The sequence below is a fragment of the Pseudarthrobacter sp. DSP2-3-2b1 genome (genome assembly GCF_049895945.1).
Lineage (GTDB): Bacteria > Actinomycetota > Actinomycetes > Actinomycetales > Micrococcaceae > Arthrobacter.
On the sequence record NZ_JAFCTI010000001.1, the window covers coordinates 106,157 to 131,936 of the forward strand.

General features: G+C 65.7%; 21 protein-coding genes. 10 read left to right on the forward strand and 11 right to left on the reverse strand.

Going from position 1 to position 25,780, the window contains the following annotated elements; genetic code table 11:
- Window positions 1–193 precede the first annotated feature (193 nt).
- Entirely contained in the window at window positions 194–1,015 is an 822-nt protein-coding gene (rsmI, locus tag ACP7AX_RS00375; RefSeq protein WP_426225285.1) for a 16S rRNA (cytidine(1402)-2'-O)-methyltransferase, read from the reverse strand.
- Between the two features lie 229 nt (window positions 1,016–1,244).
- Between rsmI and ACP7AX_RS00380 the strand changes: the two genes are divergently transcribed.
- Both ACP7AX_RS00380 and ACP7AX_RS00385 read left to right on the forward strand, forming a co-directional pair.
- Complete coding sequence (locus ACP7AX_RS00380; protein WP_426224965.1) at window positions 1,245–2,975, forward strand: dolichyl-phosphate-mannose--protein mannosyltransferase; 1,731 nt, start codon at window positions 1,245–1,247, stop codon at window positions 2,973–2,975.
- Window positions 2,976–3,054: 79 nt separating this feature from the next.
- Window positions 3,055–4,884, forward strand: coding sequence for an AMP-dependent synthetase/ligase (locus tag ACP7AX_RS00385; RefSeq protein WP_426224966.1), 1,830 nt, complete (start codon window positions 3,055–3,057; stop codon window positions 4,882–4,884).
- A 5-nt stretch (window positions 4,885–4,889) separates the two neighbouring features.
- On the opposite strand, the gene ACP7AX_RS00390 is transcribed toward ACP7AX_RS00385, so the two are convergent.
- Window positions 4,890–6,164: a TIGR01906 family membrane protein gene (locus ACP7AX_RS00390; RefSeq protein WP_426224967.1), complete on the reverse strand. Its 1,275-nt coding sequence runs from the start codon at window positions 6,162–6,164 to the stop codon at window positions 4,890–4,892.
- A 122-nt stretch (window positions 6,165–6,286) separates the two neighbouring features.
- Window positions 6,287–7,279, reverse strand: coding sequence for a stage II sporulation protein M (locus tag ACP7AX_RS00395; protein ID WP_426224968.1), 993 nt, complete (start codon window positions 7,277–7,279; stop codon window positions 6,287–6,289).
- 80 nt (window positions 7,280–7,359) lie between these two features.
- Here ACP7AX_RS00395 and ACP7AX_RS00400 point away from each other — a divergent pair, with 80 nt between their 5' ends.
- Complete coding sequence (locus ACP7AX_RS00400) at window positions 7,360–8,160, forward strand: RDD family protein (RefSeq protein ID WP_131682081.1); 801 nt, start codon at window positions 7,360–7,362, stop codon at window positions 8,158–8,160.
- A 59-nt stretch (window positions 8,161–8,219) separates the two neighbouring features.
- Here the strand turns inward: ACP7AX_RS00400 and ACP7AX_RS00405 are convergent, their stop codons facing one another.
- From ACP7AX_RS00405 to ACP7AX_RS00420, 4 genes are all read right to left on the reverse strand, one after another.
- Entirely contained in the window at window positions 8,220–9,458 is a 1,239-nt protein-coding gene (locus tag ACP7AX_RS00405; protein ID WP_426224969.1) for an Ig-like domain-containing protein, read from the reverse strand.
- Window positions 9,459–9,521: 63 nt separating this feature from the next.
- The gene (ahcY, locus tag ACP7AX_RS00410; RefSeq protein WP_426224970.1) at window positions 9,522–11,009 is read right to left on the reverse strand and encodes an adenosylhomocysteinase; all 1,488 of its coding nucleotides are present in this window, start codon (window positions 11,007–11,009) and stop codon (window positions 9,522–9,524) included.
- Between the two features lie 128 nt (window positions 11,010–11,137).
- Window positions 11,138–11,374: a Trm112 family protein gene (locus ACP7AX_RS00415; RefSeq protein ID WP_131682084.1), complete on the reverse strand. Its 237-nt coding sequence runs from the start codon at window positions 11,372–11,374 to the stop codon at window positions 11,138–11,140.
- A 79-nt stretch (window positions 11,375–11,453) separates the two neighbouring features.
- On the reverse strand, window positions 11,454–11,843 hold the full coding sequence (locus tag ACP7AX_RS00420; protein WP_426224971.1) for a DUF3499 domain-containing protein: 390 nt from the start codon (window positions 11,841–11,843) through the stop codon (window positions 11,454–11,456).
- A gap of 118 nt (window positions 11,844–11,961) precedes the next feature.
- On the opposite strand from ACP7AX_RS00420, the gene ACP7AX_RS00425 reads away from it, so the two are divergent.
- On the forward strand, window positions 11,962–12,477 hold the full coding sequence (locus ACP7AX_RS00425; protein WP_131682086.1) for a metallopeptidase family protein: 516 nt from the start codon (window positions 11,962–11,964) through the stop codon (window positions 12,475–12,477).
- An 89-nt stretch (window positions 12,478–12,566) separates the two neighbouring features.
- On the opposite strand, the gene ACP7AX_RS00430 is transcribed toward ACP7AX_RS00425, so the two are convergent.
- Genes ACP7AX_RS00430 through ACP7AX_RS00440 form a run of 3 tightly spaced genes read right to left on the reverse strand, consistent with a single transcriptional unit; the run spans window position 12,567 to window position 18,137 of the window.
- Window positions 12,567–14,243, reverse strand: a complete 1,677-nt coding sequence (locus ACP7AX_RS00430) for a DUF5719 family protein (RefSeq protein ID WP_426224972.1) — start codon at window positions 14,241–14,243, stop codon at window positions 12,567–12,569.
- The gene (locus tag ACP7AX_RS00435; protein WP_426224973.1) at window positions 14,236–17,586 is read right to left on the reverse strand and encodes a glycosyltransferase family 2 protein; all 3,351 of its coding nucleotides are present in this window, start codon (window positions 17,584–17,586) and stop codon (window positions 14,236–14,238) included. Before ACP7AX_RS00435 ends, ACP7AX_RS00430 begins: the two co-directional genes overlap by 8 nt.
- Window positions 17,587–17,597: 11 nt before the next feature.
- On the reverse strand, window positions 17,598–18,137 hold the full coding sequence (locus ACP7AX_RS00440; protein WP_131682088.1) for a WhiB family transcriptional regulator: 540 nt from the start codon (window positions 18,135–18,137) through the stop codon (window positions 17,598–17,600).
- 345 nt (window positions 18,138–18,482) lie between these two features.
- On the opposite strand from ACP7AX_RS00440, the gene ACP7AX_RS00445 reads away from it, so the two are divergent.
- The gene (locus ACP7AX_RS00445) at window positions 18,483–19,181 is read left to right on the forward strand and encodes a TIGR03089 family protein (protein ID WP_131682089.1); all 699 of its coding nucleotides are present in this window, start codon (window positions 18,483–18,485) and stop codon (window positions 19,179–19,181) included.
- A gap of 64 nt (window positions 19,182–19,245) precedes the next feature.
- Here ACP7AX_RS00445 and ACP7AX_RS00450 read toward each other — a convergent pair whose 3' ends face one another.
- The gene (locus ACP7AX_RS00450) at window positions 19,246–19,821 is read right to left on the reverse strand and encodes a GtrA family protein (RefSeq protein ID WP_426224974.1); all 576 of its coding nucleotides are present in this window, start codon (window positions 19,819–19,821) and stop codon (window positions 19,246–19,248) included.
- 220 nt (window positions 19,822–20,041) lie between these two features.
- Between ACP7AX_RS00450 and ACP7AX_RS00455 the strand changes: the two genes are divergently transcribed.
- The 5 genes from ACP7AX_RS00455 (at window position 20,042) to ACP7AX_RS00475 (ending at window position 25,754) form a co-directional block, all read left to right on the forward strand.
- Complete coding sequence (locus ACP7AX_RS00455; RefSeq protein ID WP_426225286.1) at window positions 20,042–21,190, forward strand: 5-(carboxyamino)imidazole ribonucleotide synthase; 1,149 nt, start codon at window positions 20,042–20,044, stop codon at window positions 21,188–21,190.
- Window positions 21,187–21,774: a 5-(carboxyamino)imidazole ribonucleotide mutase gene (gene purE / locus ACP7AX_RS00460; protein ID WP_131682092.1), complete on the forward strand. Its 588-nt coding sequence runs from the start codon at window positions 21,187–21,189 to the stop codon at window positions 21,772–21,774. Before ACP7AX_RS00455 ends, purE begins: the two co-directional genes overlap by 4 nt.
- Before the next feature lie 12 nt (window positions 21,775–21,786).
- A complete protein-coding gene (locus tag ACP7AX_RS00465; RefSeq protein WP_426224975.1) occupies window positions 21,787–23,439 on the forward strand; it encodes an LCP family protein in 1,653 nt (550 codons plus the stop codon).
- An 89-nt stretch (window positions 23,440–23,528) separates the two neighbouring features.
- On the forward strand, window positions 23,529–24,779 hold the full coding sequence (gene manA, locus ACP7AX_RS00470; protein WP_426224976.1) for a mannose-6-phosphate isomerase, class I: 1,251 nt from the start codon (window positions 23,529–23,531) through the stop codon (window positions 24,777–24,779).
- A gap of 3 nt (window positions 24,780–24,782) precedes the next feature.
- Entirely contained in the window at window positions 24,783–25,754 is a 972-nt protein-coding gene (locus tag ACP7AX_RS00475; protein WP_426224977.1) for a lipid II:glycine glycyltransferase FemX, read from the forward strand.
- The last annotated feature ends 26 nt before the right edge of the window (window positions 25,755–25,780 follow it).

Consider the following 25,780-nt stretch of genomic DNA (forward strand, 5'->3'; position numbering starts at 1 on the left):
CTGATTCACTGTCAGACTACTGCTGCGGTTACTGAGGGTCTACGCCAGGAAGCACTGCAGGGCCCAGCCTCCGTTGTGCGACTGCACAGCCGGGCGCTTACTTCGACGGTGGGCGTTGGGAGGGGCCCCGGGGAGGCCGGTCAACCCTGGCCATTGCAGCCAGGCGCGTTAGTTGCGTTGCTGTAGCGCCCGGTCAGCGCGCCGCGAGGACTGCCGAATAGAGCTCCCGCTTGCTCACCCGGACGTCCTCCGCGACGGCGGCCACCGCTTCCTTGAGCCGGATTCCCTGGGAGATCAACTCGTTGACGGCCGCCACGTGGTCCTCAGGGGTTCCCGGTGCCTTTTCGGGGGCGCCGCCCAGCACCACGGCTATCTCGCCGCGGACCTCGTTGCTTTCTGCCCACAGCAGCAACTCCCCCACGGTGCCCCGGAGGACCTCCTCGTAGGTTTTGGTCAGTTCCCGGCACACAGCGATCCGCCGTTCTGCGCCGAAACGCTCCCGAAGCGCGCGCAACATCGATTCCAGGCGGTGCGGGGCCTCAAAAAACACCATGGTCCGGCGCTCCGCGGAAAGGTCCGCCAGCCGCGAAGCCCGTTCGCCCGCTTTCCGGGGAAGGAAACCCTCGAAGCAGAAGCGGTCAGTGGGGAGGCCGGACAAAGCCAAAGCGGTCAGAACGGCCGACGGCCCCGGGACCGCCGTCACCGTGAGGCCTGCTGCCACCGCGCCTTCCACCAGCCGGAAGCCGGGATCGGAAACGGACGGCATACCGGCGTCCGTGACCATGACCAGCGTCTTTCCCGCCCGCACCTGGTCCAGCAGTTCTGCGGTCTTGGTAGCCTCGTTGTGCTCGTGGTAGCTGATGACCCGCCCCGCGACGTTAACCCCAAGGTTCTGGACGAGCCGGTGCAGGCGCCTGGTGTCCTCAGCTGCCACAATATCGGCCGTACCCAGCAACCCGATCAAGCGGGCCGAGGCGTCTCCTGCGTTGCCAATCGGCGTCGCCGCGAGGATGATCCGGCCCGGCCCTCCCGCAACGGGCTCGGCCGGAACCTGCGCTGCCGGATCGAGCCCCTCCGGATCGAGCCCCTCCGGATCGAGCGCCGCCGTATCAGGCGCTGTCTTATCAGGCTCTGCATCACCGGTCCCGGAAAGGTCTGCAGGGCTGGAATCGGCGAAGGTGCTGGGGTTAGGGTCCACTACCCCAGCCTACTGCTGGGCGGCTTCACAGGCTGCAAAAGGTAGCATGGGGCAGGTGACGCAGACCTCCATGCGGCCTGCCGGGGCCGGGCAAGCCACCGCGCCGGCACCAGCCGCCGGGTCCCCCGGGAATGCGGGTGCCGTTAATTCGCTGCCTGGCCGCTCGTGGATCAGCCGGCCCGGGGAGGCCTATTCCGCAGAGGGTCTCCGGGAGCGCCTGATCGGAAACTTCCGCAGCTGGCGGGATTACCCGCCGTCGCTGCGGATCTGGTTCTGGCTCGTACCGATCCTGACCGCGATGATCGGTGGCATCCTCCGGTTTGTCCGGCTGGACACCCCCGCCAGCCTGGTCTTCGACGAAACGTACTACGTCAAGGACGCCTACTCGTACCTGATCAGCGGTTATGAGCGGAGCTGGCCGGACAAGGCCAATGACTCCTTCAATGCCGGCAACCCGACCGTCATTCTCGAAACCCCGGAATACGTTGTCCATCCCCCGGTGGGTAAATGGATGATTGCCGGCGGCATGTGGTTATTCGGGCCGGATAATCCCTTCGGCTGGCGGTTCGCCGCTGCCCTGACCGGCACCGTGTCCATCCTGCTGCTGTCACTGATTGCCCTGAAACTTTTCCGCTCCCTGCCCTTGGCAGCCGCTGCGGGCCTGCTGCTCGCCGTCGACGGCCACCATCTGGTGATGTCGCGGACATCACTCCTGGACGTCTTCCTGATGTTCTGGATCCTGGCGGCTTTCGGGGCGTTGCTGCTTGACCGCGACGACGGCCGGCGGCGCCTCGCGTCGCGGCTCGCCAGGTTTGCGGCCGCTTCCAGGAATGGCCGGCCGGCGGCGGGGCAGCTCCTCGCCGGCCCGTGGCTGGGCATCCGCTGGTGGCGGATCGCCGCGGGCGTGTGCCTGGGCCTTGCGATCGGCACCAAATGGTCGGGCCTCTTTTTCCTCGCAGCCTTCGGCGTACTCACAGTGCTGTGGGACCTCAATGCACGGCGCGTCGCCGGAATCCGCGGCTGGGCAAGCGGCGGCGTCATCAAGGACGGTCTGCCCGCCTTCACCTCAATGGTCCCCGTGGCCGCCTTGGTCTATGTTGCAACGTGGACCGGCTGGTTCGGGTCTGATGACGCCTACTACCGGCGCTGGGCCGAGTCCAACCCGTCAGCGCAATGGGGTTGGCTGCCGGATTCGCTGCGGTCGCTGGCCCACTACCACCTGGAGGCCTACAAGTTCCACCAGGGCCTGGGTTCCGAACACCCGTATGAGGCAAGTGCGTGGAGCTGGCTGGTCATGGGACGGCCGACGTCGTTCTTCTACCAGAAACCGGAACAGGGAACCCCTGGCTGCGATGTGCCCAACTGCGCCTCCGCCATCCTTTCCGTGGGGAATCCAATGATCTGGTGGAGTGCGGCCATCGCGCTGGTGGTGGTCCTGTTCTGGTGGGCCGGACGCCGTGACTGGCGGGCCGGCGCGGTCCTGGCGGGTGTGGCTGCCGGCTACCTGCCCTGGTTCCTTTACCCGGAGCGCACCATGTTCTTCTTCTACGCGGTGTCCTTTGAGCCATTCCTGGTGCTCGCCCTGGTGTACTGCCTTGGACTGGTGCTGGGCCGGGACACCGACCCGCTCTGGCGGCGGCGCTCGGGACTCTACCTTGTGACACTGTTCGTTGCCGGAGCGGTCCTGCTGTCCGCCTTCTTCTACCCGGTGTGGGCTGCGGAGACCCTCCCGTACCAGGAATGGCGCTTCCGAATGTGGATGCCGTCCTGGATCTAAGGCAGGATTGCATCAGACCCTGACGATGTAGAGCCGCCCCGCAGGAGCGCTCCGGTAAGGCAGTGGAACGGAGACGCCCGTGCGTGAAGCAAGCACAAAGCTCATGGTGGAGCTTGAACCGGACAGCAATGTCACCGATCTCCTGATGGCGCAGGCTGCCACAAACGGCGCCCATCCCCTCTACTCGTACAATTCCCCCACCGGCTGGACGGACGTCCCGGCACAGAAGTTCCTGCACGATGTCTCCGCCCTGGCCAAAGGCCTGATCGCCGGCGGCCTGGAGCCGGGGGACACTGTGGCCGTGATGTCCGCGACGCGGTACGAGTGGACCCTGGTGGATTTCGCCATCTGGTTCGCGGGCGGGGTGACGGTGCCGATCTATGAAACATCCTCCGCCAGCCAGGTGGAGTGGATCCTGCACGACGCCGGCGCCCGCCGCGTGTTCGCCGAGGACCGCGGCAAAGTGGCCATGATTGCCCAGGTACTGGAGTCCTCCGACAGCCTCAGGGACCGGCTGGTCAGCGTGGTCAGGATGGATTACGACGCCGAAGCCCCGGACCTCGCCAGCCTCGCGGCGGCCGGCACGGGGGTCACTGACGCCGAACTGGAACGGCACCGCACCGCCGCGGGGCTGGATGACGTCGCGTCCCTGGTGTACACCTCCGGCACCACCGGGCACCCCAAGGGCTGCGAGATCACCCATGGCAACTTTGCCCTCGTGGCCGCCAACGTCCAGGCCTTCCTTCCGGAGCTCCTGAAGCAGGAAACCGCCCGCACCCTGATGTTCCTGCCCTTGGCCCATGTCCTGGCCCGCGCCGTCCAGGTGGTGTGTCTCCATGCCGGCGTCACGTTGGGCCATGTTGCCAGTCCGGCGGCCCTGGTGGAGGATCTGGCAACCTTCAAGCCCACCTTCCTGCTGGCCGTGCCCCGGATCTTCGAGAAGGTCCGTGCCAGCGCCACCCATAAGGCAGCCATGTCCGGGAACGGAAGGATCTTCGGCTCAGCCTCGGCCACCGCTGTCCGCTTCTCCACCGAACAGGACAACGCAGCCCGGGGGCATGGTGGTGGCCCCGGCGTCGCCCTAAGAATCCAGCACGCCCTGTTCGACCGGCTGGTGTACGCGAAACTCAGGCGGGTCTTTGGCGGCCGGCTCACCTACATGGTGTCCGGGGCCAGCCCCCTGGCACCTGAGGACGCCCACTTCTTCCGCGGTGTGGGGATCCCGGTTCTCGAGGGCTACGGCCTGACCGAGACCACCGCCCCGTGCACGGCCAACACCCCCACCCGGACCCGGGTGGGCACCGTGGGCGTGCCGCTGCCAGGCACCACCATCCGTGTGGCAGAGGACGGCGAAGTGCTGGTCAAGGGAATCGGCGTGTTCAAGGGTTACCACGCCAACCCGGCTGCCAACGGCGAGGCGTTCGTGGACGGTTTCTTCCGCACCGGAGACGTGGGCGAGCTGGACGCTGAGGGCTTCCTGAAAATCACCGGCAGGAAAAAGGACATCCTGGTGACGGCGGGCGGTAAGAACGTGGCGCCCGGGCCGTTGGAGGAAAGGATCCGTGCCCACCAGCTCGTTGGCCACGCAGTGGTGGTGGGCGACGGTAGGCCATTTGTTGCCGCCCTGGTCAGCCTCGATCCGTCAGGCCTGGAAAACTGGTGCACGGAAAACAACTTCCCGGCACTTTCCATCCCCGAGGCGGTCGCCGATGCCCGGGTCCGGGCTGCCGTTCAGGCAGCTGTGGACCAGGCCAACACCTTGGTTTCGAAGGCCGAATCCATCCGGAACTTCACCATCCTGCCGGCCGAGTTCACCGAAGAATCCGGCCACCTGACGCCGTCCCTCAAACTCAAGAGGGCCGCCGTCGTGCGCGAATTTGAGGCCGAGATAGCTGGCCTTTACGGCTGAGAGCTTTACGGCTGAGCGGCGCTGGCCTGCTCATCGGTGACATTCTTCTCATCCCGCACGAGGCCCCGGCGCCGCCGTGTGGGCCAGGTGAGGATGAGGGTCACCAGCGAGACCAGGAAGACGAGCCCGGCAATGACAATGCCGGCGTCAATCCAGAACTGCCCCGGGAAGAGCCTGATCAGGGTGTCCTCAAGGGCGAACGTCCAGGTGCCGCTGGCAAAGAAGATCCGGTGGAACTCGGTGAAGAACTGCTGCCAGCCGAGAACGGCCAGCGCCCCCAGCCCCAGGATGATGACCAACGCAACGATGGAACCGGCAAACAGTCCCCGGCGCACTCCCCCGGTGCTGCGGCGCCGCAGGTAGGCGATACCCACAAGGCTGAGGATGATCAGGAGCAGGCCAGCGCCGAAGGCCGAAAGAATGACAAGCTTCACGTCTGCCATGTGGCTGACTTCGCCGTCTTTGAAGAGGTCGCCGCCGCTGCGGTTGACCAGGTCCCCCAGATAGCGCGGACCCGCCCAGTTGCTGAGGTAGTCAACGGTGTAGGAGCCGTAGGTCATCCTGTCGTCGGTGCTGAAGCCGTAGCCGTCACCGGGAAAACCGGGCCTGTTGTATTCCACCCACAGGAACAAAGGACTGGTCACTGCCCGGACAGCCAGCACCAGGAGGATCACGGGGTAGAAGATGGCCAGCAGCACCTGCCAGATCCGTGGCGGCACAGGCTTGGCATTGGCGGCGCTTTCCCGTTCGGCGTTGCGCCGTTCCACTTCCTCCTGCGGCGGCCGGACCTGCAGCGCCGACGTGGGATGCGGTTCGCTGAAGAGGCCGCCGTCCTTACGGCCGGCTCCCGACGGGGACGCTCCCATGTGGGAAGCGTTGTGGCCGGAAGTTTCGCGGCCGGAAGTTTCGGGGCCGGAAGCATCGCGGCCGACGGCGCCCTTGGCGGCAGGTGCGGTGGCGGCAGATGCGGTGGCGGGAGACACGACGGCTGCGGGTTCAATGTGGTGCGCCCCTGCGGAGGATTCCGCTGCGGAGGAAGCCTCGGAATGTTCGACGGCGGCCTCCGCCGCTTTGCGGTCGGCGCGGCTTTCGGGCTGAGCGGAAGCCTGCCCGGTGCGGACGCCGTCAGTGGAGTCATCGGTGCTGGAGTCATCGGTGCTGCTGGAGCCGGAGCCTGTCATCCAGGCAAACGCGGGCTCATCCGAGTCTTGCGACGCATCCAGGTCCGGATCCGGCTGCGGCTCCGAGCGTTTGGCAGGGGTCGGCGGGTTGTCGTTCACAGCAGCGTCACTTCCGTTGGGGTCCGCGCTGCCGGCTCTGGTCCGGGCAGCGCCATGTATCTGTTGTTGAGCCTACCGCCGCCCCTCTTCAACGGCGAGGTGCCACCCCGGAAGCGCCCGATTCAGGCGGCGATTTCCGTGTAGCCTGCGTCGCCCGCAGCAAGGTCTCCGCGTTCCCCCGCCTCATAGGCGCGCCGGCCCCACACGAGGACGTAGATCCAGTACGCAGCCAGGACAGCGGCGCCGATACTGATTTTCGCCCACACCGGCAAAGCGCTGGGCGTGACAAAGCCCTCCACCAGCCCCGAGATGAACAGCACCAGCACCAGGCCAAGGGCAACGGTGATCAGGGACCTGCCTTCGTCCGCGACGGCGCGTCCCCGGGTCCGGGAACCGGGCGAGACCATGGCCCAGAAGATCCTCAGGCCCGCAGCGCTGGCTATGAAAACCGCCGTCAGTTCCATCAGGCCGTGGGGAAGGATGTAGCTATAGAAAACATCCTGCTTGCCGACGGCGGCAAAGATTCCTGCGGCGATCCCCACTGCCTGAGCGTTGGTGAACAGAATCATCGGCACCCAGATACCCGTGATGCCCAGGGCCACCGCCTGCGCACTGATCCAGGCATTATTGGTCCATACTGCACCGGCAAATGAAGCAGCAGGGTTTTCCGAGTAGTAGTCAATGAAGTCCTGCTCGACGTACTGCCGCACTGCGGCGTCGGATGCCACCGACCGCAAGGCCTCGGGCGAGGTCCCGATCCACACCGCGTAGGCGGCGCCAACCACCACGAAGGCTGCGCCGCACGCCACCGTCAACCACCTCAGACGGTAAAACGCTGCGGGCAGGGCGGCAACGAAGAAGCGGGCGAGGTCAGTCATGAAGTTGGAGCGTGCACCCGTGAAGCGCGTCCTCGCCTGGACCAAGGTGGCGGAAAGGGACGCAGACAAGCCGCCCTCAGGGGCCACAGAGCGGATGAAGGACAGATGCGCGGAGGTGGTTTGGTAGAGCCTCAACAGTTCATCGGCTTCCTCCCCGCTGAGCCGCCGTTTATGGGCAAGTTCGTGCAGCCTCGACCATTTGTCTCCGTTGACGGCGGAGAACGCATCCATATCCACGGCCTCAGCCTAGCCGCCTTAGACTGTGAGCGTCCGGAGGTTGGTTGACCGCAGGAATGATGAGGGGAAGGGGAACCCGTTTGAGTTCAATAATTACAGGCGAGGCCGTTGTCCTGGAACTCCGCCCCGCGTCCTTCGCCGCCCGCGCGCTGGGGCTGTTGCTTGACGTGCTCTTCAATGTGGTCCTGCTGGTGGTGATCCTGTTCGGCGTCACTGCCGCTGCCCAGGACATCGACGAAGCAGCGTTCCGGATGCTGTTGCTGGTGAGCATCGTTTTCTGCTTTGTGATTCTTCCCGTGGCCGTGGAGACCCTCACCCGGGGCCTCTCCCTCGGAAAGCTGGCTGCGGGCCTGCGCGTGGTCCGGGACGACGGCGGCGCCATCAGGTTCCGGCACGCCGTCATTCGCGGACTGACGGGCTTCCTGGAAATCTATCTGACCCTGGGCGGCCTGGCCATCGCCGTCGCGCTCTTCAACGGCCGGTCCAAGCGGCTGGGAGATATCCTTGCAGGCACGTACGCCCTCCGGCGAAGGGTGCCGGTTGAGGCCGCTGTCCGGGTCGACGTGCCCCCGCATCTGCGGGCCTGGGCCGCGGCGGCGGACATCGGCCGGATTCCGGATGCAACGGCAAGGCAGGCTGCCCAGTTCATCCGTCAGGCCGGGCGGATGTCCCCCCGGTCCGCTGCCGGGATGGCCCAGGCAATCGCCACCGAACTGTCGGGGCAGGTGGCCCCTCCCCCTCCGCCCGGAACAACCCCCGAGCACTACCTGGCCGCTGTTATTGCCGAACGGCGCAACCGCGAATTGGCGCAGCTTCGGCAGGCCCGGCGGCGCAGCACGGTAACAGCCGAGCGGCTGGACCGCTTGCCGTTCAGTTCCTAGCCAAGCTGGCCGCTCGGGGGCGCGTGGCCGCCTGACCGGGCACGCGCCGTGACATTACGTCAGTTGTCGTACTCAGCCCAGGGAATGTTCCAGTCCCCATAGCCGTCGTCATGCGCGGCGAAGTCGCCTTCGGTGTTGATGATCTGGACAACGTCCCCGGTGGTCATGTTCTCGAACACCCAGGCGGCGCCGTCGGGAGCGAAACCGATGCAGCCGTGGGAGACGTTTTTGTTGCCGATGAACGGGTAGGCGGATTCCAGCGCCTGGTGGAGGTAGGCCCCGCTCAGGGTAAGGCGGATGGCGTACTCCACGTCCACTTCGCCGTAGTAGGCGGGATCGCCCGGTTTGAGGCCGATGCTGGCGGCCCGGAAGTGGTCATAGCGGTTCTTTTCCATCAGCACCCCGTAACCGCGGGCGGACGGAAAGCGTTCGTCGCCCATGCTGACCGGGAGGGTCTTGACCACCTGGTCGTTGACGCTGAGGGTGAAGGTGTGGGCGGCGGCGTCGGCGATGGCAACTTTCTTGTCGCCGAAGTTCACGTTGACCTTCTTGTTGAAGTTCGCGATCTGGCCGTTGCCAAGGTCTACGCCGAAGAGCTGCATGTCCATGGTGACGGTGGAGTTGGCGGCCCAGAAGGCCTCCGGACGGTAGCGGACCATCGTGTCACTGAACCAGTGGAACGCTCCGGCCTGGCCCGCGCTGGAGGTGATTTTGATGGCTTTCTCCACGGCATCCCGGTTGACCACCGGTTCGCTGAAGATGATCTGGAGGGGCTGGCCCACGCCTACCTTCATGCCGTCCAGCGGATAAATCGCGGCGTCGGCCTCATGCGTGCTGGAGACGGTGTTGAACGAATGCGTGGTGCTGGTTTCCCGTCCGGCGCCGTCCGCGACCACGTAGGTGTAGCTGTATTCGGTATTGAACTTCAGCGGACCTGCTGCGGACCAGCCGCTGCCGTCGGTAGCGAAAGTCCCCTCGACTGCTTCCCCTGAAGTGCTGGTCAGCGTGACGCTCTCGATCCTGCCGTTGGCCACTTTCAGTGACACCGGCGCGGCCGGGTTCACCTGTTTGGCCCCCTCTGCGGGGGTGACGTCCAGTTTCACGGGCGCGACGACGGGCGAAGCCACTCCCGGTGCCGACCGGACGGCGGAGCCCGCTTCCGATTCCAGGCCCCCGCCGGCGAACCCCGGAGCCACTGCGGCGAAAACTCCGCCGGTTGCAGCAAGGACACAAAGGACCGCCACCAAGAGAATCTTCTTGGCGGTCCCCCGGCGGCGCGGTTTTAGGTCAGGCTCCATGGTCCGATCTTAATCCTTGGACGTAACAAACCCGGGTGCGGTCAGCACCCGGGGCGTCACACGTCAGTAACGATAGTGCTCAGGCTTGTACGGACCCGCGACGTCCATGCCCAGGTATTCAGCCTGGTCCTTGGACAGTTCGGTGAGCTCGACGTCGAGGGCGTCGAGGTGGAGCCGCGCAACCTTCTCATCGAGGATCTTGGGCAGGACGTACACCTGGTTGCCGTACTCACGCTCGCCTTCGGGCTGGTCCCGCTTGGTCCACAGCTCGATCTGGGCGATGGTCTGGTTGGCGAAAGAGTTACTCATCACGAAGGAGGGGTGGCCGGTGGCGTTGCCCAGGTTCAGCAGGCGCCCTTCCGAAAGCACGATGATGGAGCGGCTTCCCTGTCCCGTGGCGGCGTCGGCCTCGAAGACCCATTCGTGCACCTGGGGCTTGATCTCCACCTTTTTGATACCGGGGATCCGGGCAAGCCCGGCCATGTCGATCTCGTTGTCAAAGTGGCCGATGTTGCCCACGATCGCCTTGTCGCGCATGCCGGCCATGTGTTCGGCCAGGATGACGTCCTTGTTGCCGGTGGTGGTGATGAAGATGTGGCCTTCGCTGAGAACGGACTCCAGCTTCGCCACCTGGTAGCCGTCCATGGCTGCCTGGAGTGCGCAGATGGGGTCGATTTCGGTGACGATGACACGCGATCCTTGGCCACGGAAGGCCTCGGCGGCGCCCTTGCCGACGTCGCCATAGCCACAGACCACTGCCACCTTGCCGCCCATCAGGACGTCTGTGGCGCGGTTGATGCCGTCCGGCAGTGAGTGGCGGATGCCGTATTTGTTGTCGAATTTGCTCTTGGTGACGGAATCGTTGACGTTGATGGCCGGGAAGAGCAGCTTGCCCTGTTCCGCCAGCTGGTAGAGACGGTGGACGCCGGTGGTGGTCTCCTCGGTGACGCCGCGGAGGCCGGAACCGATCCCGGTCCAGCGCTTCGGATCCTCCTGCAGGGACGCACGGAGCACGTCAAGGAAGATCCGGCCTTCCTCGGATTCGTCGGACGCTGCTGAAGGCACGGCACCCAGGGCCTCGAACTCAACGCCCTTGTGGACCAGCATGGTGGCGTCGCCGCCGTCGTCCAGGATCATGTTCGGGCCCAGGTCCGGCTCCGTGTCCGCTCCGGGCCAGACGAGGATCTGCTGGGCAGTCCACCAGTATTCCTCGAGGGTCTCACCCTTCCAGGCGAACACGGGAACTCCCTGCGGATCCTCCACAGTCCCCTTGCCGACGACAACTGCTGCGGCGGCCTCGTCCTGGGTGGAGAAAATGTTGCAGGAAGCCCAGCGGACCTCGGCACCGAGTGCGGTGAGGGTTTCGATGAGGACGGCGGTCTGCACCGTCATGTGCAGGGAACCGGCAATCCGGGCGCCCTTCAGCGGCTGGGTAGGTCCGAACTCGTCCCGGAGGGACATCAGGCCGGGCATCTCGTGCTCAGCGAGGCGGATCTGGTGCCGGCCGGCCTCTGCCAGCGAGATGTCAGCTACCTTGTAGTCAAATGTCATGGGATTCCTTTGCTCTGTCCTGCCGCGGCGACGGCGATGAGGTAGCCGCGGGTTTTGCATCTGGCGGGTTTGCGTCTGTGGGATGTTGCGGGCGCAGGCAGTTGCGCAGGCGCCGGGGGCGGGACTGGTCAGGCGGTTCCGGCGTCACTCTGCCGGGAATCGTGCTGGTCCGAGCCGGCAGCATTGGCCGCCGGGCGAAGTTCCGGCGGCAGCAGCAGCGGGATGCCGTCCTCGATCGGGTAGCGCAATTTCACGCCGGAATCCCCTGCCGCCGTCGAGACAAGTTCGTCGTCCTCCTGGATCAGGTGGGATCCGGTGACGGGACACCGCAGGACGGACAACAGTTCAGGACTGAGCTTTGGCATGGGTTGATGCTCCCGAAAGGGGCGCGTTCGCGCCGTTGGCTGACTGATTAGCAGGTTCCAGCCTACCGCCAGATGGGTGTCAGGAGGGTTCGCGCAGCACCCGCAGGTGCCCCCGCCGGGTGCCTTCTGTTCCGGCCGGTGCTTCCAGCGCTGAATGCGATGAACGCTGGGTTTGGGCGGGCTGGGACTTTGGCGGCTGCGCTGCTGCTTCGCGGACGGCATTTGCCAGCGCGAGGAGATCGTCCGGTCCGGGCTGCTGCGGGCTTGTTGGCATGGCGAGCCGATGGACTTCCCAGCCGCGCGGAACCGTCAGCGAGCCGGCATGCTGCTCGCACAAATCGTAACAATGGGGCTCGGCGTAGGTGGCAAGCGGACCCAGGACTGCAGTGGAGTCTGCATAGACGTACGTCAAAGTAGCCACCGCTGACTGACGGCAGGCTGACCTCGAACATTGACGGATAGCTCCCACGACATCCCAGACTACTCGCTGTCCCCGGCCGTTCGGCGTATTTAGGCACTCTCGCCGCGCCAGCGCCGGAACAGCGGATTGTGTCGCGTAAATCTTCGGCCGGGTTTAGAGTCAATGTATGCAGTCATCGAACCATGATTCAGCTTTTACGGTCCGGTTGGCTGACCCGGATGTCCGCAGTGGAGAGACGGGTTTGGGGTCACCGGGCCGGAGCTTCGCGATGCGCCGCCGGAACCGCCACGGCCGCGGCCTGCGCGGCGAGCTGATGTTGCCCACGCACCCCGGCTACCGGACGCGGTCCGACAGGTTTGATGACATGGTGCTGGATTCGGCACAGCGGCTCCACGATATCTGGGGCAAAACCCTCGATGGCGTCCGCTTCGCGGTGGACGAGATACCACCGCAGCTGGAGCAGCTGGTTGCCGACGCCTCGCCGCCGCCCATGGGCGCCTACACCGCCGCCACGGCAGAGGAAGGCCCGGTGATCACCTTGTACCGCCGGGTGGTGGAACAGGGCTGCGCCACCCGTGAGGAACTTCAGGACCTGGTTCACGACGTCGTGGTGGAGCACACCGCCGAAATGCTGGGCGTAGCGCCCGAAACGCTGGACCCGGTCTACCGGCGCCGGTACTGACTCCACGGTGTGCCGGTACTGACTCCACAATGTACTGACCCCCACGCGGGCTCCAGTTGCCCGCTGCCGGATGCTGCTTTCTGTGCGGGTCAGTAGCCGAGAATAACCGGCACCTTTTCCTGGCCTGTTGCCGCCGGCATAAAGGCCAGCGTGGAAACGTCTTCCCGGCCCTCCTGCTGCAGCAGCAGGGCGCCGTAGGCGGCGTCGCCCGAAGCCGAGACCACGTAGCCCACTACATCCGACTCCTCCACTTTTTCGGGAACCTTGATCGACGTGGTGGTGCCGCCGGCGACGTCCGCAGTAGCGGCCGCCCGGATCTTGCCGTCCGCCGTAATGGCGGCGTAGGAAATAGTGGCCCGGTTCTCCAGGACGCCGAATACCAGCGTGCGGTCCCCGCCCTGCGGCACCGGCACCACGTGCTGGCTTCCCAGCCGGACCCCGGAAGCTGCCCATGCAACGTCCAATGCTTTGTCGCTGCTCAGGCCGCGCGTGACCCGGGCCGCGGCCACGAAGGAGACATCCGAACTGGTGGACACCGTGTAGTGGCCGGCAGGGACGCCGGCCAGCGAAACCTCGGTGACGGCACCGGCTTTTGCGGTCACAACGCCTCCCCCGGGCAGGGCTTTTTGCCCGTCGCGGCCGAAGAGCTTGACCTCCACCACAGCATCGGCAGAGCCGGGAACTGTCAGGGAGAGAGTGGGCCCGGCGTCGTCGAAGCCGCCTGCCCCGGTGACCGCGGCGATTCCTGCGGCATCCTGGATGTCCACCCCGGTCATGACCTGACGGGCTGCCGGCGCCGCCCCCGGTGCAATGAAGTCGACGCCACCGGGCGTCAGTCCCCGCAGGACACTCTGCTGGATGGCCGCCGCCACCGGACCGCCGGCGCTGCGGACATGGACGGTGAGCTGCTCTTCACCCGGAGCGAGGCCGGCCAGAACAATGGAGCGGGTGGTTCCCGGCGCCACCAGCAGTCCCCTGCTGCCTGGGGCCTGGATCTGGCCTTGGCCACCGAAGAGCTCCAGGCTGACGGTGGCCGGTGTGCTCGAGGCATTACTGAGGACCAGCACCGAAGTGCGGCCTACCGTGGTGCTGGCACCGCCGAGCCAGTGGTCGTTGGCCGGCGCCTGGCAGTTGGCCGCAGCGGACCCTTGGAGGTCCCCGTCAGTGGCCGTGAACTTCTGGACGCCAGCGGCTGAGGGTTTCATCCCTTCCAGGGCATCGGCCCCCAGGACGGTGGGGCTTTCAACTTTTCGCCCGGCGAGCACCCCAGCAACCAGGTCCTGCGGGCCTGTGCCCTCTCCGGGCTGCCCGCCGCCCTTGGCGATCTCGACGGCGGCAGTTCCGTCGAGCGCGGACAACCGGCTGCCGGGCATCACACCGCCGGGGGCACTCAGGACAGCGCCTGTGACAGCGCTGTTGGCTGTGGCTGATTCAGGGCTGAACTGCGGGTCAGTGCCCGCTTCCGTACCTTCGAGCAGGCGCGCCGGCCCTGGACACACGCCCAGGCTGGCGCCGGCCGGGACAGTTGCCAGCGACGCCGGAATGCTCCGGCTCCCGGCTGGCTCCGGTGCGATCGACCCGGCAGCGACGATCCCGCCGGCCGCGGCCACTATCAGCAAGGCAGAGGCCAACCCTGCCAGCGCCTCCCGGCTGAGGGTACGGCGGGCCGGGGTCCGTGGCTGGCCGACGGCGTCATCAGCCACCGGCGCGTCTGCAACGGACGTGTCAGCCGCGGCCACCTCGGCGGGGGGTGCGTCGTTATGCATTCTGGTGTTCCTTACGCAAAGATCCCTCGTCACGGGACAGACCCGTGTTGGGCCGGCGGGCCGGCATGGGGATGGCAAGCATCACGGTCAGTCCGATCACCGTGATCTGGGCGATCCCGGCCCACAGGGCCCAGGGGACGTCGTAGCGGATGGTCAGCTGCCCGGCAGACGCCGGCAGGGTGAATGCCTGCGCAGGGCCGGAGGTGGTGGCCGTAAGCTTCCGCCCGTCCAACCAGGCGCTCCAGCCGGGATCGGCCCGTTCTGCCAGCACCACCAGCCGGCCTTCCGGTCCTTCAGCGACGGCAGTATCGACGTCGTCGTACCTGGATGGCACCAACGCAACAGTGGCGCCGGCCCCGTCAACTATCCGGACACGGTGGGCAACATCGGCAGGCTGCAGCGTGGGCTGGTTCAGCGGGGTGATGCGCCACAGCCAGCCGACGTCGGTCTGCCCCACGGCAACGAGCCCCGGCACGGCGTCCATCCTGCTTGCCGTGAGCTGTGCGGCGGTATCGGCAGAGCGCAGCACCACGAACCCGGCCCCCAGCTTTTCGAGCGCAGGCCGGGGGTCCACGCCCTGGCCCGCTACCAGAGTGGCTACAACGCTACGGATGGAGGCTGTGACGTCGTCGTCCTCCCTGACGGTTTCCTGGCCGGGGGCGCCCATGATGTTCCGGGCTGCGGCAATGGCCGAAAGGCTGTCCAGCGTGGTCCCGGCACCGCGCATCAGGGCGGCATCAAAGGTGCCGTTCTCCCGGGTGCTGATCAGAAGTGTGCGGGTCTGCTCGGGGCCGGTGCCGCGGTCGATGGCGGTAGCTGGAAGGGTCCGCGCGCTACCGGCCTCCACCAGGCGCTGTGCCCCAAGCGCCGGGCCGGACGGCACCTCGGTCACCGGAGCTGCAGCGGTGGACCGGAGCATGTTCTGGGCGGACCAGACCGCCATGCCGGCCAGTGGCCCGGCGAGCAGTACCACCATTGCCAGGGCGGTGGCAGAGCGCAGCGCCACATTGCGCCTGGTTCTTGTTGAGGTTGCTTTGTCTGCGGCGTCAAGCAAACGCTCGGCGCCAATGAGCGCGGCACCCAGCAGGGCGAACCCTGCGGCGGAGACAGCCGGGCCGGTGAAAGGGGTTACCAGGGTATCCGCGTTGGCAGCTGTGGCGATGTGCCCTGTGAGCCAGGATCCGGCAAGAATAATCAGTGCTGCCGCCCAGAGAACGCGTGCCGTGCGGGTCCTCTTGCCTGGCACAAACAGGGCCGCGACGGCAAGGAGCAGGACCGGTACCGCTATCAGCAACGCGAGCAGGAGTGCCCACGGGATCGCTTGGCCGCTGAAGAACGGCAGGCCGTAAAGCCCGCCTGACGGGGAGAAAAGCAGGGGCTGGCCCAGAAGCTGCTGCCATAAGGGAGCGGCTTCGAAACCCACGGGAAGGCCCGGATCGGCGAGCAACGCCCGTGGCCGGTCGATGGCTGAAAGTCCAAAGGGAATGAAAAGCGCGGCACTGGGAAACAGGGCCCACCAGACTGTCCGGCCCCTGCGGCCAAGCATCAGTCCGCAGATAACAATAATCGCGGCGGCGGGGATCAGCAGGGAAGGAGCGGACGCGGCTACAACAGCAAGCGCCAGCCCCGCCGCGGCAGCTGCCGTCCAGGAGGGCATGCCGTTGATTCCGGGCCGTGCAGGCGGTTTTTCGGTGAAACGCCGCTCGCCGGGGACCGGAACCGCAAACCGGCCGTGACCCACCGCCGAGCCGGTGGCGCGCAGGAGGGCGAGGACGAGCAAAGGAATCATGAGATGGGCCACCAGTGCGCCAACACGTCCCTGGTTCAGGGCAACGTGCAGGGCAGGGGCGGCAGCCCAGAAAAGAGCGGCCACGAACCGGAAGCGTCGCCGGAGCGTCAGCGCGCCGGCAGCAAACCAGGCCGTCAGTCCGGACAGCGGAGCCGCGAGCAGCAGCAGCCAGCCCATGGCTGCGTTGGCATCTCCCCCGCCGAGCAGCCCCAGGATCCACAGAACGTAGCCGAACGGGTCTCCCCTTCCGGGAAGGCCGGCCCCCAGGCTGATCCACCAGCTGGAGGCGTGATGCCAGATTTCGCCCAGCGTGGCGGAGACCGGAATGAGTCCGCCGCCGGAAACTGCCTCGGTGCGGAACAGCCCGCTGAGCGCAAGCAGGGAGGCTGCTGAGGCGATGATGAATGCCGCGAGTGCGCCGGTCCCCACCCAGCCCCGCTCGCTGGTGGTCAGCGCGGCGAAGTCGTCCGCTGAATCGCCGGTGGGCTGGTTTGCGAGGGGGTCCTGAACGAGGCCGTCCGGGGTGGAGTTGTCAGCGCCGAGGGCCTCCATCAGGGAACGTCGGTGGTTCCAGACTTCCCGCCGGGGAGTCTGCAGCTTCTGAATGACCGAGCGCCGGATCCGCCGCGTCCGGGCTGCCGTCCGCCGCGCCTTGGCCACAGCACGGGGCCGCGCCAGCGCAGCGAAGGTGGCCACGAGCTGGGAGAAACCGTGACCCGGATCCTTGACCGCGATGCTGAGTACAAGTTTGAAAATGCTGCCAAGGAGCGCACCGGCTGCGTGAACCGGAACCTTCCACAACGGGGCGTGCTTGAGGCGGAGGTGGACCTGGGCCTTGCGGGCAGCTGAAGGGTTGCCCTGTCCGTGGGGCCGGTGCGCCACATGGAACATTCTGGCCGTGGGGACCACCACAACGCGGTGCCCGGCCAGGCGGTTGCGCCAACAGAAGTCGACGTCGTCGCCAGTGCCCGGCAGGGCGGGATCGAATCCCCGCAGGTGCTCCCAGATGTCCCGGCGTACCAGCATGCCGGCAGAATTCACCGCGAAGGTGTCAGTCCGGCCGTTGTATTGCCCCTGATCGAGTTCGTCGGCATCAATGAGGGTGAGCCGCTCCGCCCAGCGGCTGGTGGAGAGCCCGACGTCGATGAGCCGCCGCCCTGAGTGCCAGTCCAATTGCTTGCAGCCGGCGACGGTCACCGACGGTGCGCGTTCCACAGCAGTCAGCAGTTCGGCGAGCGCTTCCGGCGCCGGTGCTGAATCATCATGCAGCAGCCAGATCCATTGCGTCCCGGCGCTTTCGTGCCCACCGTCCCACGGTGAGAGTGATGTGAGTCCGGCCCTGACGGCGCCACCCATTCCGCTTTTGCCGTGCGGAAAGCTGGTCACGTTATCTTCGCCGAAGGCGCCCTTAAGGAGCGCGGCGGAGTCATCCCGCGATCCTGTATCCACTCCGATGAAGGAATCCGCGGGCCGGGTCTGGCCCGCGAGGGCAGCCAGGGTTCTGGGGAGATAGGCACTGCCGTTGTGGGAAACCACAACGGCAGTGACATGCACTTCCTTAAGAATTAGATTGCTCGCTTCCTTAGCCGCCGGCGCTCACGCTCGGACAGGCCTCCCCAGATGCCGAACCGTTCGTCATTCGCCAGCGCATATTCAAGGCATTGGGACCGGACGTTGCAGGCACCGCAGACTTTTTTGGCGTCCCGTGTGGAGCCGCCCTTCTCCGGGAAGAAGGCTTCGGGATCCGTCTGCGCACACAATGCGTCAGTCTGCCAGCCGAGTTCGCCTTCGTCGTCAAAGTCCTGCCTGAACGGCAGTCCGATCCACACCGGCTGCGTGATGGTGTCTGCGGTACGCAGTTCCATCGGGGGGTCCAGGTCGTCATCGTCCTGGCCATGGCCGCCGTCGAGCAGTGCTTCGTGTGCCGCCAGGAAGGCCGTGGCCTGGTCCTGGCCTAAGTCTGTGGCGTTGCGGTTGTAACGGTCCGCGGCGCCAGGATCGGCGGGATCCACGTACCAGTCACTCGGTACGCCGCGTGAGCGGTATTTGGCCGTTGCCTCACCGGCGACGACAGCATCTTCATGGATACGCTCTGCTTGCCCCATGCGACCCTCCTGAAAGTTGCAGCCTCTGCCTGGATCCCTGAGCACTCGGTTGTGTGCCTGTATTTACGCAGTGGCCTTAGGTATCTAATTACACGTGTGTAACTACAGCCGCGTCAAGCCGCGGAGGGATAATAATCAACTTTCTGTTCCAACCCCGGGCACGCCACGCCCGGGGATTTTCCACAAGCCGGGCGCGTCGGGCCGGAACGGGTCCGTCAGGAAGCCCCTGATCGCCAAAATCCCCTGATTTGCGGCAGAAAGTACAGGCAACGGCCTAGTAAGACAAATGGAGTGACGAATCAAGGTGAGGAAGATCACAGCTGGCGTGCGTGGCAAGATGTAGCCATGAGCATCCCTGCTGTGCAACTGATGAATTCCCTGCGTTCCGGCCACGCCACGTCCCCCCGCCTGACGTGGTACGGCCCGGACTCGGAGCGTGTTGAACTTTCCGGCAGGGTCCTGGATAACTGGGTGGCAAAAACCAGCAACCTTCTCCAGGATGAACTGGATGCCGAGCCGGGGATGCGGCTCAGCATCTCCCTCCCGGCCCATTGGAAGTCACTGATCTGGGCGCTTGCCGCCTGGCAGGTGGGCATGGAGACAATCCTTGACGGGGGCGACGCCGAACTGCTGGTGACTGACAACCCTGGGACCGTCGCAGGAAAGCACGACGCCGTAATCGCCGTGGCGCTGCCTGCCCTTGCGATGCGGTGGCCGGGGGAACTTCCTGCCGGAATCATCGACTTCGCCTCCGAGGTCCGCATGCATGGGGATGTTTTCCTCGCCCACAGTGACCCGTCCCCGACTGGCTGCGCGGTGCAGGGACACAACGGCCAGCGGCACCTTCACCAGGACCTGATCACGGGCTTTGCCACCCCGCACGGCGACGGTGTCCGCCTGCTGGTCCCCGCCGCTGACGGCCTCGAAACCGCACTGGCAAACTCGCTCGGCGCCTGGACCAACGGCGGCTCGGTGGTGCTGGTGCATCCGGAAGTGGAACTGACAGACAAGCTTCTGGCGGCGGAACGGGTCCAGGGCGAGTAGACGTCCCCCGCGAGTAGACGTTCCCGGCGAGTAGAGCCCGAACCCGCAGTAGAAACCGAACCCGCTAAGGCTGGCGGTGCCTTTCGGTTTCCTCTTCGGCCGGCTCCCCGTACTGGGCGGCCACAGGAGCAGGGGCTTTCCCATGATGGTGCGGCTCGATGAGTTCGTGGTCGTGGGAGAACTCCGGCTCCTGATCCAGTTCTTCGTTGAAGACCCAGAACCGGTACGCGAAGAACCGGAAGATTGTGCCGAGTACCAGGCCCACCACGCTGCCTGCAATGAAGAGGGAGGGTTTGTCGTTCAGCTCAAGAATGTACTTGGCAAACCAGACGCAGCCCGAGGCGATCAGCAGGCCCACCACGTTCATCACGGCAAAAAGCGCTGCTTCGCGGGCCACGTTGGCCTGTTTCCGGTGCCGGAACGTCCAGTAGCGGTTCGCAACCCAGGAGAAGATGCTGGCCACTACTGTGGCCAGGGCCTTGGCCCACACCTCGCTCCCGTGCATGGGGCCGGTGAACAGCCAGATGAAGACCGCCGAGTCAATGACGAATGCCACACCGCCGACGGCACCGAATTTGGCCACCTCGCGCCAAAAGAGCGAGGCCAATCCCCGTATTCGATCTGCAAGTGAGCTAAGCATGACCCTCCAAGGCCGTCCGATTATGGGCCACACGGCCAGAGGTCCATTTTAGCCCCGAATCGGGGGTACCGGCCCCATCCCCCCGGTAGGAAGGGTGCAGGATTACCCGAAATTCAGCCCCCGCGACGTCTGAAAGCCGGGATCCCTTGAGCTTTTCTGTAGGCTGGCATATGTGACTTTTCCAGTAATCGGCGTGGTTGGCGGCGGCCAGCTCGCGCGCATGATGGCCCCTGCCGCCACCGCCCTTGGCTTTGAACTCCGTGTCCTCGCTGAGGCGGAGGACGTTTCGGCAGTGTCTGCTGTATCCACTTCGCCGGTGGGTGACTACAAGGACCTGCAGACGCTCCTCGATTTCGCGGACGGCCTGGACGTGATGACGTTTGACCACGAACACGTCCCTACTGACCACCTCCGCGAGCTTCTGGCAGCGGGCGTTAACGTGCAGCCCGGCCCGGACGCCCTGGTCAACGCACAGGACAAACTGGTGATGCGGGCGGCCATAGACAACCTGGGTTTGCCTAACCCCACCTGGGCTTCGGTTGAGGATGTGGCCGCGCTGGTGGACTTCGGCGATAAAACAGGCTGGCCTGTGGTTCTCAAAATGCCCCGCGGCGGCTATGACGGCAAGGGTGTGCGGATCATTGACTCGGCCGACGACGCCGCCGGCGCGGCTGAGTGGTTCGAGGCCATGAGCCCGCTCCTCGCCGAGGCGAAGGTTGACTTCAGCCGCGAACTGTCCGCTTTGGTGGCCAGGACTCCCGGCGGGGAAGCCCGCGCGTGGCCGGTGGTGCACACGATCCAGGTGGACGGTGTGTGCGACGAAGTCATTGCTCCTGCCCTTGGCATCCCCCTGGAAGTTGCGGCCGCGGCCGAGGACGCCGCCTTGCGGATCGCCAGTGAGCTCGGCGTGACCGGGGTGATGGCGGTGGAGCTTTTCGAAACTCCGGGAAGCGGAGCGGGCTTCCTGATTAATGAACTGGCCATGCGCCCCCACAACACCGGCCACTGGACCCAGGACGGTTCGGTGACCAGCCAGTTCGAGCAGCACCTGCGGGCAGTCCTGGACCTTCCACTCGGCGCCACAGACGTGCTGGGCCCGGTGGTGGTCATGAAGAACTTCCTGGGCGGCGAAAACCAGGACCTGTTCTCCGCCTTCCCTGCCGCCCTCGCCAGCGAGCCTGCAGCCAAGGTCCATTGCTACGGCAAGTCGGTCCGCCCAGGCCGGAAGATTGGCCATGTCAACCTTGTGGGCAGCTCCACCGCTGACGTTGACTCAGTCCGGCAACGTGCCACCAGGGTGGCCGCCATCATCCGCGACGGCCGGGTGCCGGCTGAAGAAACTGTACGGATTTCCAAGGAGAACGCATGAGCCCCGAAGCCACGTCCGTTGCGTCCGAGTCAACGAATAAACCGCTTGTTGGGCTGGTGATGGGCTCGGATTCGGATTGGCCTGTGATGGAGGCCGCCGCCGATGCGTTGGCTGAATTCGGGATTCCTTTTGAAGCCGACGTCGTCTCCGCCCACCGGATGCCCACTGAGATGATCCGCTATGGGCAGACCGCCCACGAACGCGGGCTGCGGGTCATCATTGCCGGTGCCGGCGGCGCTGCGCACCTTCCCGGTATGCTGGCCAGCGTCACGCCACTGCCTGTTATTGGTGTGCCGGTGCCGCTGAAAACCCTTGACGGCATGGATTCGCTGCTCTCCATTGTGCAGATGCCGGCCGGTGTCCCCGTTGCCACCGTTTCGATTGCCGGCGCCCGTAACGCCGGACTCCTGGCCGTCCGGATCCTGGCCTCCGGCACGGACACCCTCGCCGCATCGCTCCGCGCTGATCTCCTCGACTTCGCGCAAGAACTGAACGACACCGCTACCCGGAAGGGAGCAAACCTCAGGCAGAAAGTCAGTGAAGTATTCGCTGACGGCAACGGTGTTCTCCGGGGCAGCAGCTAAGGTATCCCGAAGATGTCCAGACGCGAACAGCAGCAGCCTCCAGCAGGCGTGTCCATGACCGATCCCGTGCGCTTTCCCTCGGCGGCCTCCGAACCCATGCGGACCAAACGTGGCTTCGTACTGGTCCTCATGACACTCCTGGTTCCGGGCAGCGCCCAGATTGTGGCCGGCGACCGCAGGATCGGCCGCATCGCCCTCCGGGTCACCCTCGCCGTCTGGGCCCTGTTGGTTGCCACCGTGCTGCTGGCGGTTCTGAACCGGTCACTGCTGATCAGCATCCTCACCAACCCCTTCGCTTCCCTGGTGATCATCCTGGTCCTCGTGGCGCTCGCGCTGGGGTGGGCCCTCCTCTTTATCAATACGCTCCGGCTCATCCGCCCGGTCCTGTTGGCACCCAAAGCCCGTCCCGCCGTCGGCATCGCACTGGTTCTCGCCCTGATCCTGAGCAGCGGCACCCTTGGCTATGCCGCCTACCTGCTCAACGTTGGCCGCAACGCCATCGGCAGCATCTTCTCTGCGGGACCTTCGATCGACCCGGTAGACGGCCGCTACAACTTCCTGATGATGGGTGGCGACGCCGGAGACGACCGTACCGGCCGCCGGCCGGACAGCCTCTCGGTGCTCAGCGTGGACGCCAAGACCGGGCAGACTGCCATCATCTCCGTGCCCCGCAACCTCCAGAACGCCCAGTTCAGCGAGGACTCCCCCATGCGCCAGGTCTACCCGGACGGCTACGACTGCGGCGACGGGTGCCTCATCAACGCCATCAACACCGAAGTCACCAACGAGCACGCCGATCTCTACCCCGGTGTCGCCGACCCCGGCGCCCAGGCCACGCTGGAGGCAGTCTCCGGGAGCCTTGGCATCACGGTCCAGGCGTACGTTCTGGTGGACATGGACGGTTTCGCCAAGCTCATCGATGCCATGGGCGGCATCAAGATCAAGGCCGGTGGCTGGGTTCCGATCAGCGGCGAAACCATCGATGAGGCCAGTGGCATCCACGGCATGCCGCTGGGCTGGATCCCGGCCGGCGACAATACGCTGGACGGCTACCACGCCCTTTGGTACGGCCGCTCGCGCGAATTCGTTGACGACTACGCACGGATCGCCCGCCAGCAGTGCGTGCAGCAGGCCATGCTCAAGCAACTGGATCCGGCCACACTCCTCTCGAAGTTCGAGGACATCGCCAGTGCCGGTACCAAGGTGGTGGATTCGAACATCTCCTCCACTCAACTGGGCAGTTTTGTGGACCTGGCCATCAAGGCCAAGGGCCAGGAGGTCAAGCGCCTCACCATCGGGCCGCCCGATTTTGACGTCTCCTTCTCGACGGTCCCGGACTTCGAGGTCATCCACGGCAAAGTGGACCAGCTGCTCGCTTCCGCGTCAGGGCCCCAGGCCGCTGCGCAGCTCGACTCCATGGTCCAGGCTTCAGCAACGGGCGGACGCCTCCAGGCGTCAGGCCCGCTCCAGCCGGCTGCCCTGCCGGGTGGCGGCTGGTCCCCCGCCCAGCAAACGCCGGCCCCGTCGTCGGACTTCACGCCCGTCACCACAACGCCCGACGGCGAGCCGATCACCGAGGAGTTGCTGAACCAGCTCAAGCGCCAGGGCGACGAACAATCGCTCCGCGCGTTGGTAGCCACGAACGGCCAGTGCGCCCCGCTCTAAGTGCTTTCCGTTCGCCGCTGACAGACTCCCCCTGTTCGCCCCATAGACCTGACGACACGTAGACCTGAAGACCAGAATGGACACCGGCTGTGTACGAAATCGAAAACGCCCTCCGCGATTACGCCTGGGGCTCCACCACGGCTATCGCCGGCCTGCTGGGACGCCCGGAGTCCGGCAACCCTGAAGCCGAGCTCTGGATCGGCGCCCACCCCGGCGACGCTTCCTTGGTCCGCCGGCCTGATGGCTCTGACATTCCGATGGATGAGCTCATCGCCGAAGATCCGGAGCATTTCCTGGGCAGCGAATCTGTTGCAGAGTTTGGCCCGCGGTTGCCCTTCCTGACCAAGATCCTTGCCGCCTCCCAGCCCCTATCGCTCCAGGTTCATCCCAGCATTGAGCAGGCCACAGCCGGCTATGCCCGGGAGAACGCAGCAGGTGTTCCCCTGGATGCGCCGCACCGGAACTACCGCGATGAGAACCACAAACCGGAAATGATCTTCGCGCTGACCCCGTTCGAGGCGCTGTGCGGATTCCGGGCACCAGGAGAGACCAGGAAGATCCTGCTTCGGCTTGCCGCGTCCTTTGACCTTGTGGAGACGGAGATCCCGCCGCTACTGGTAGCCCTGCTTGCGGATCTCGCCGATCCCGACGAAGGCAACGGCCTCCGGAAAGCCTTCGAGCGGCTGATCCAGGGCGGAGAGGCAGTTTCGCACGCAACCGCCATGGTGGCCGCCGTCCTGATTTCCGGTGCTCCCCTCACGCCGTACCAAGCAGAGCTGTCCACCGTGGTCAGCCTGAACGAGAAGTATCCCGGAGATCCGGGCGTCCTGATCTCGCTGCTGCTTAACAGGATTTCCCTGGCACCTGGCGAGGCTGTCTACCTGCCGGCCGGAAACGTGCACGCCTACCTGCATGGCCTGGGCGTGGAGGTCATGGCCTCTTCGGACAACGTGCTCCGCGGCGGCCTGACGCCCAAGTTCATCGATATTCCCGAACTCCTGCGCACCGTCGATTTCAAGCCGGTTGCCGTTCCGATGCTCACCCCGGAGGTTTCCGGCCTTGGCCAGGAGCTCTATCAGCCGCCCTTCCGGGAGTTCCAGCTTCAACGGATCGAACTGTCCCCCGGCGGCGCGCCGGTTCCGCTGGCGCAGGCCGGTGCCGCCGTCGTGATTGTGGTTCAAGGAGCCATCTACCTGGACTCCCCCAAGGGAGACCTGCAACTGGACCAGGGCGCCAGCGCCTTCCTGCCGGCCTCCGAAGCGCCGGTCAATGTCCACTCCGTTGTCGGGTCGGCGGAAACGGCCATTGCGTTTGCCGTGACCACGTCCATGAAGGCCTGACCGGTGGAATATTTTCTGCAGACGCCGGCATGGGCGGACACACTGTCCTCCCTCGGCCGCACCGTCCACCGGCAGTCCGGCCCCGGCTGGAGCTTCCTGGCAGTTGAGGAGAAGAACGCCGCCGGCAAGGTGCTGTACGCCCCTTATGGGCCGGTTGCCTCCTCAGCTGCCGCGTTCGACGCCGCCCTTGCCGCCTTGGTGGAAACGGCGCGTTCCTGCGGCGCTGTGTTTGTCCGCATTGAGCCTGTTTCTGCAGGACTTGAGCTAACGTCCGCAGCTGCGGAGCTGACCCGGCGGGGCCTGCGGCCCGCCCCGGTGAACCAGCAGCCCGAGCTCACATGGATTGTTGACCTCGACCGGGATTTCAAGGAAGTCCTGGCGGAGATGAAGCCGGTCAACCGGAACCTCTACCGGAACATCCACAAAAAAGGCGTCACGTTCCGGACCTCCCAGGATCCGGACGAGATCGGGATCCTGCTCAACTTCCTCCACATGACAGCCCGCCGCAACGGCTTCAAGCCCCAAAGCGACGAGTACCTGACCCAGGTAGCAGCATCCCTGATGCCGGCCGGCGCGGCGACGCTGTTCGTTGCCGAACTGCACGGCGAACCCATTGCAGCGGCACTGGCCTACGATTCCGCGGACACCCGCACGTATGCCCACGCAGCCCTCGATGACACCCACCGGAAGCTCAGTGCCGGAATTCCGCTCCTGGTCACGCTGATGGCCGATGCCAAGGACCGTGGGCTGAAGCACGTGGACCTGTGGGGGGTGGCTCCGGCTGACGTGCCCGATCACAAATGGGCAGGATTCACTGCGTTCAAGAAGTCCTTCGGCGGCTACGAGGTGGCGTACCCGGGCACCTGGGACCTTCCGGTGAAGAAGCTCCGCTACAGCGCCTATCAGCTGGCCCGCCAAGTGCGGGACAGGATGGTCTCGCTCAAATCGGCTCTTCGCGCGCGGATGGCCAAGTAACAGCGCGTTTCATCTGACCCAACGCC

Excerpts from the sequence above, each read along its gene's own strand:
- ACP7AX_RS00380 (WP_426224965.1), top strand. The coding sequence starts at position 1,245 with ATGGGGCAGGTGACGCAGACCTCCATGCGGCCTGCCGGGGCCGGGCAA.
- ACP7AX_RS00405 (WP_426224969.1), bottom strand. The coding sequence starts at position 9,458 with ATGGAGCCTGACCTAAAACCGCGCCGCCGGGGGACCGCCAAGAAGATT.
- ahcY (WP_426224970.1), bottom strand. The coding sequence starts at position 11,009 with ATGACATTTGACTACAAGGTAGCTGACATCTCGCTGGCAGAGGCCGGC.
- ACP7AX_RS00415 (WP_131682084.1), bottom strand. The coding sequence starts at position 11,374 with ATGCCAAAGCTCAGTCCTGAACTGTTGTCCGTCCTGCGGTGTCCCGTC.
- ACP7AX_RS00425 (WP_131682086.1), top strand. The coding sequence starts at position 11,962 with ATGCAGTCATCGAACCATGATTCAGCTTTTACGGTCCGGTTGGCTGAC.
- ACP7AX_RS00430 (WP_426224972.1), bottom strand. The coding sequence starts at position 14,243 with ATGCATAACGACGCACCCCCCGCCGAGGTGGCCGCGGCTGACACGTCC.
- ACP7AX_RS00440 (WP_131682088.1), bottom strand. The coding sequence starts at position 18,137 with ATGGGGCAAGCAGAGCGTATCCATGAAGATGCTGTCGTCGCCGGTGAG.
- ACP7AX_RS00445 (WP_131682089.1), top strand. The coding sequence starts at position 18,483 with ATGAGCATCCCTGCTGTGCAACTGATGAATTCCCTGCGTTCCGGCCAC.
- ACP7AX_RS00450 (WP_426224974.1), bottom strand. The coding sequence starts at position 19,821 with ATGCTTAGCTCACTTGCAGATCGAATACGGGGATTGGCCTCGCTCTTT.
- ACP7AX_RS00455 (WP_426225286.1), top strand. The coding sequence starts at position 20,042 with ATGATGGCCCCTGCCGCCACCGCCCTTGGCTTTGAACTCCGTGTCCTC.
- purE (WP_131682092.1), top strand. The coding sequence starts at position 21,187 with ATGAGCCCCGAAGCCACGTCCGTTGCGTCCGAGTCAACGAATAAACCG.
- ACP7AX_RS00465 (WP_426224975.1), top strand. The coding sequence starts at position 21,787 with ATGTCCAGACGCGAACAGCAGCAGCCTCCAGCAGGCGTGTCCATGACC.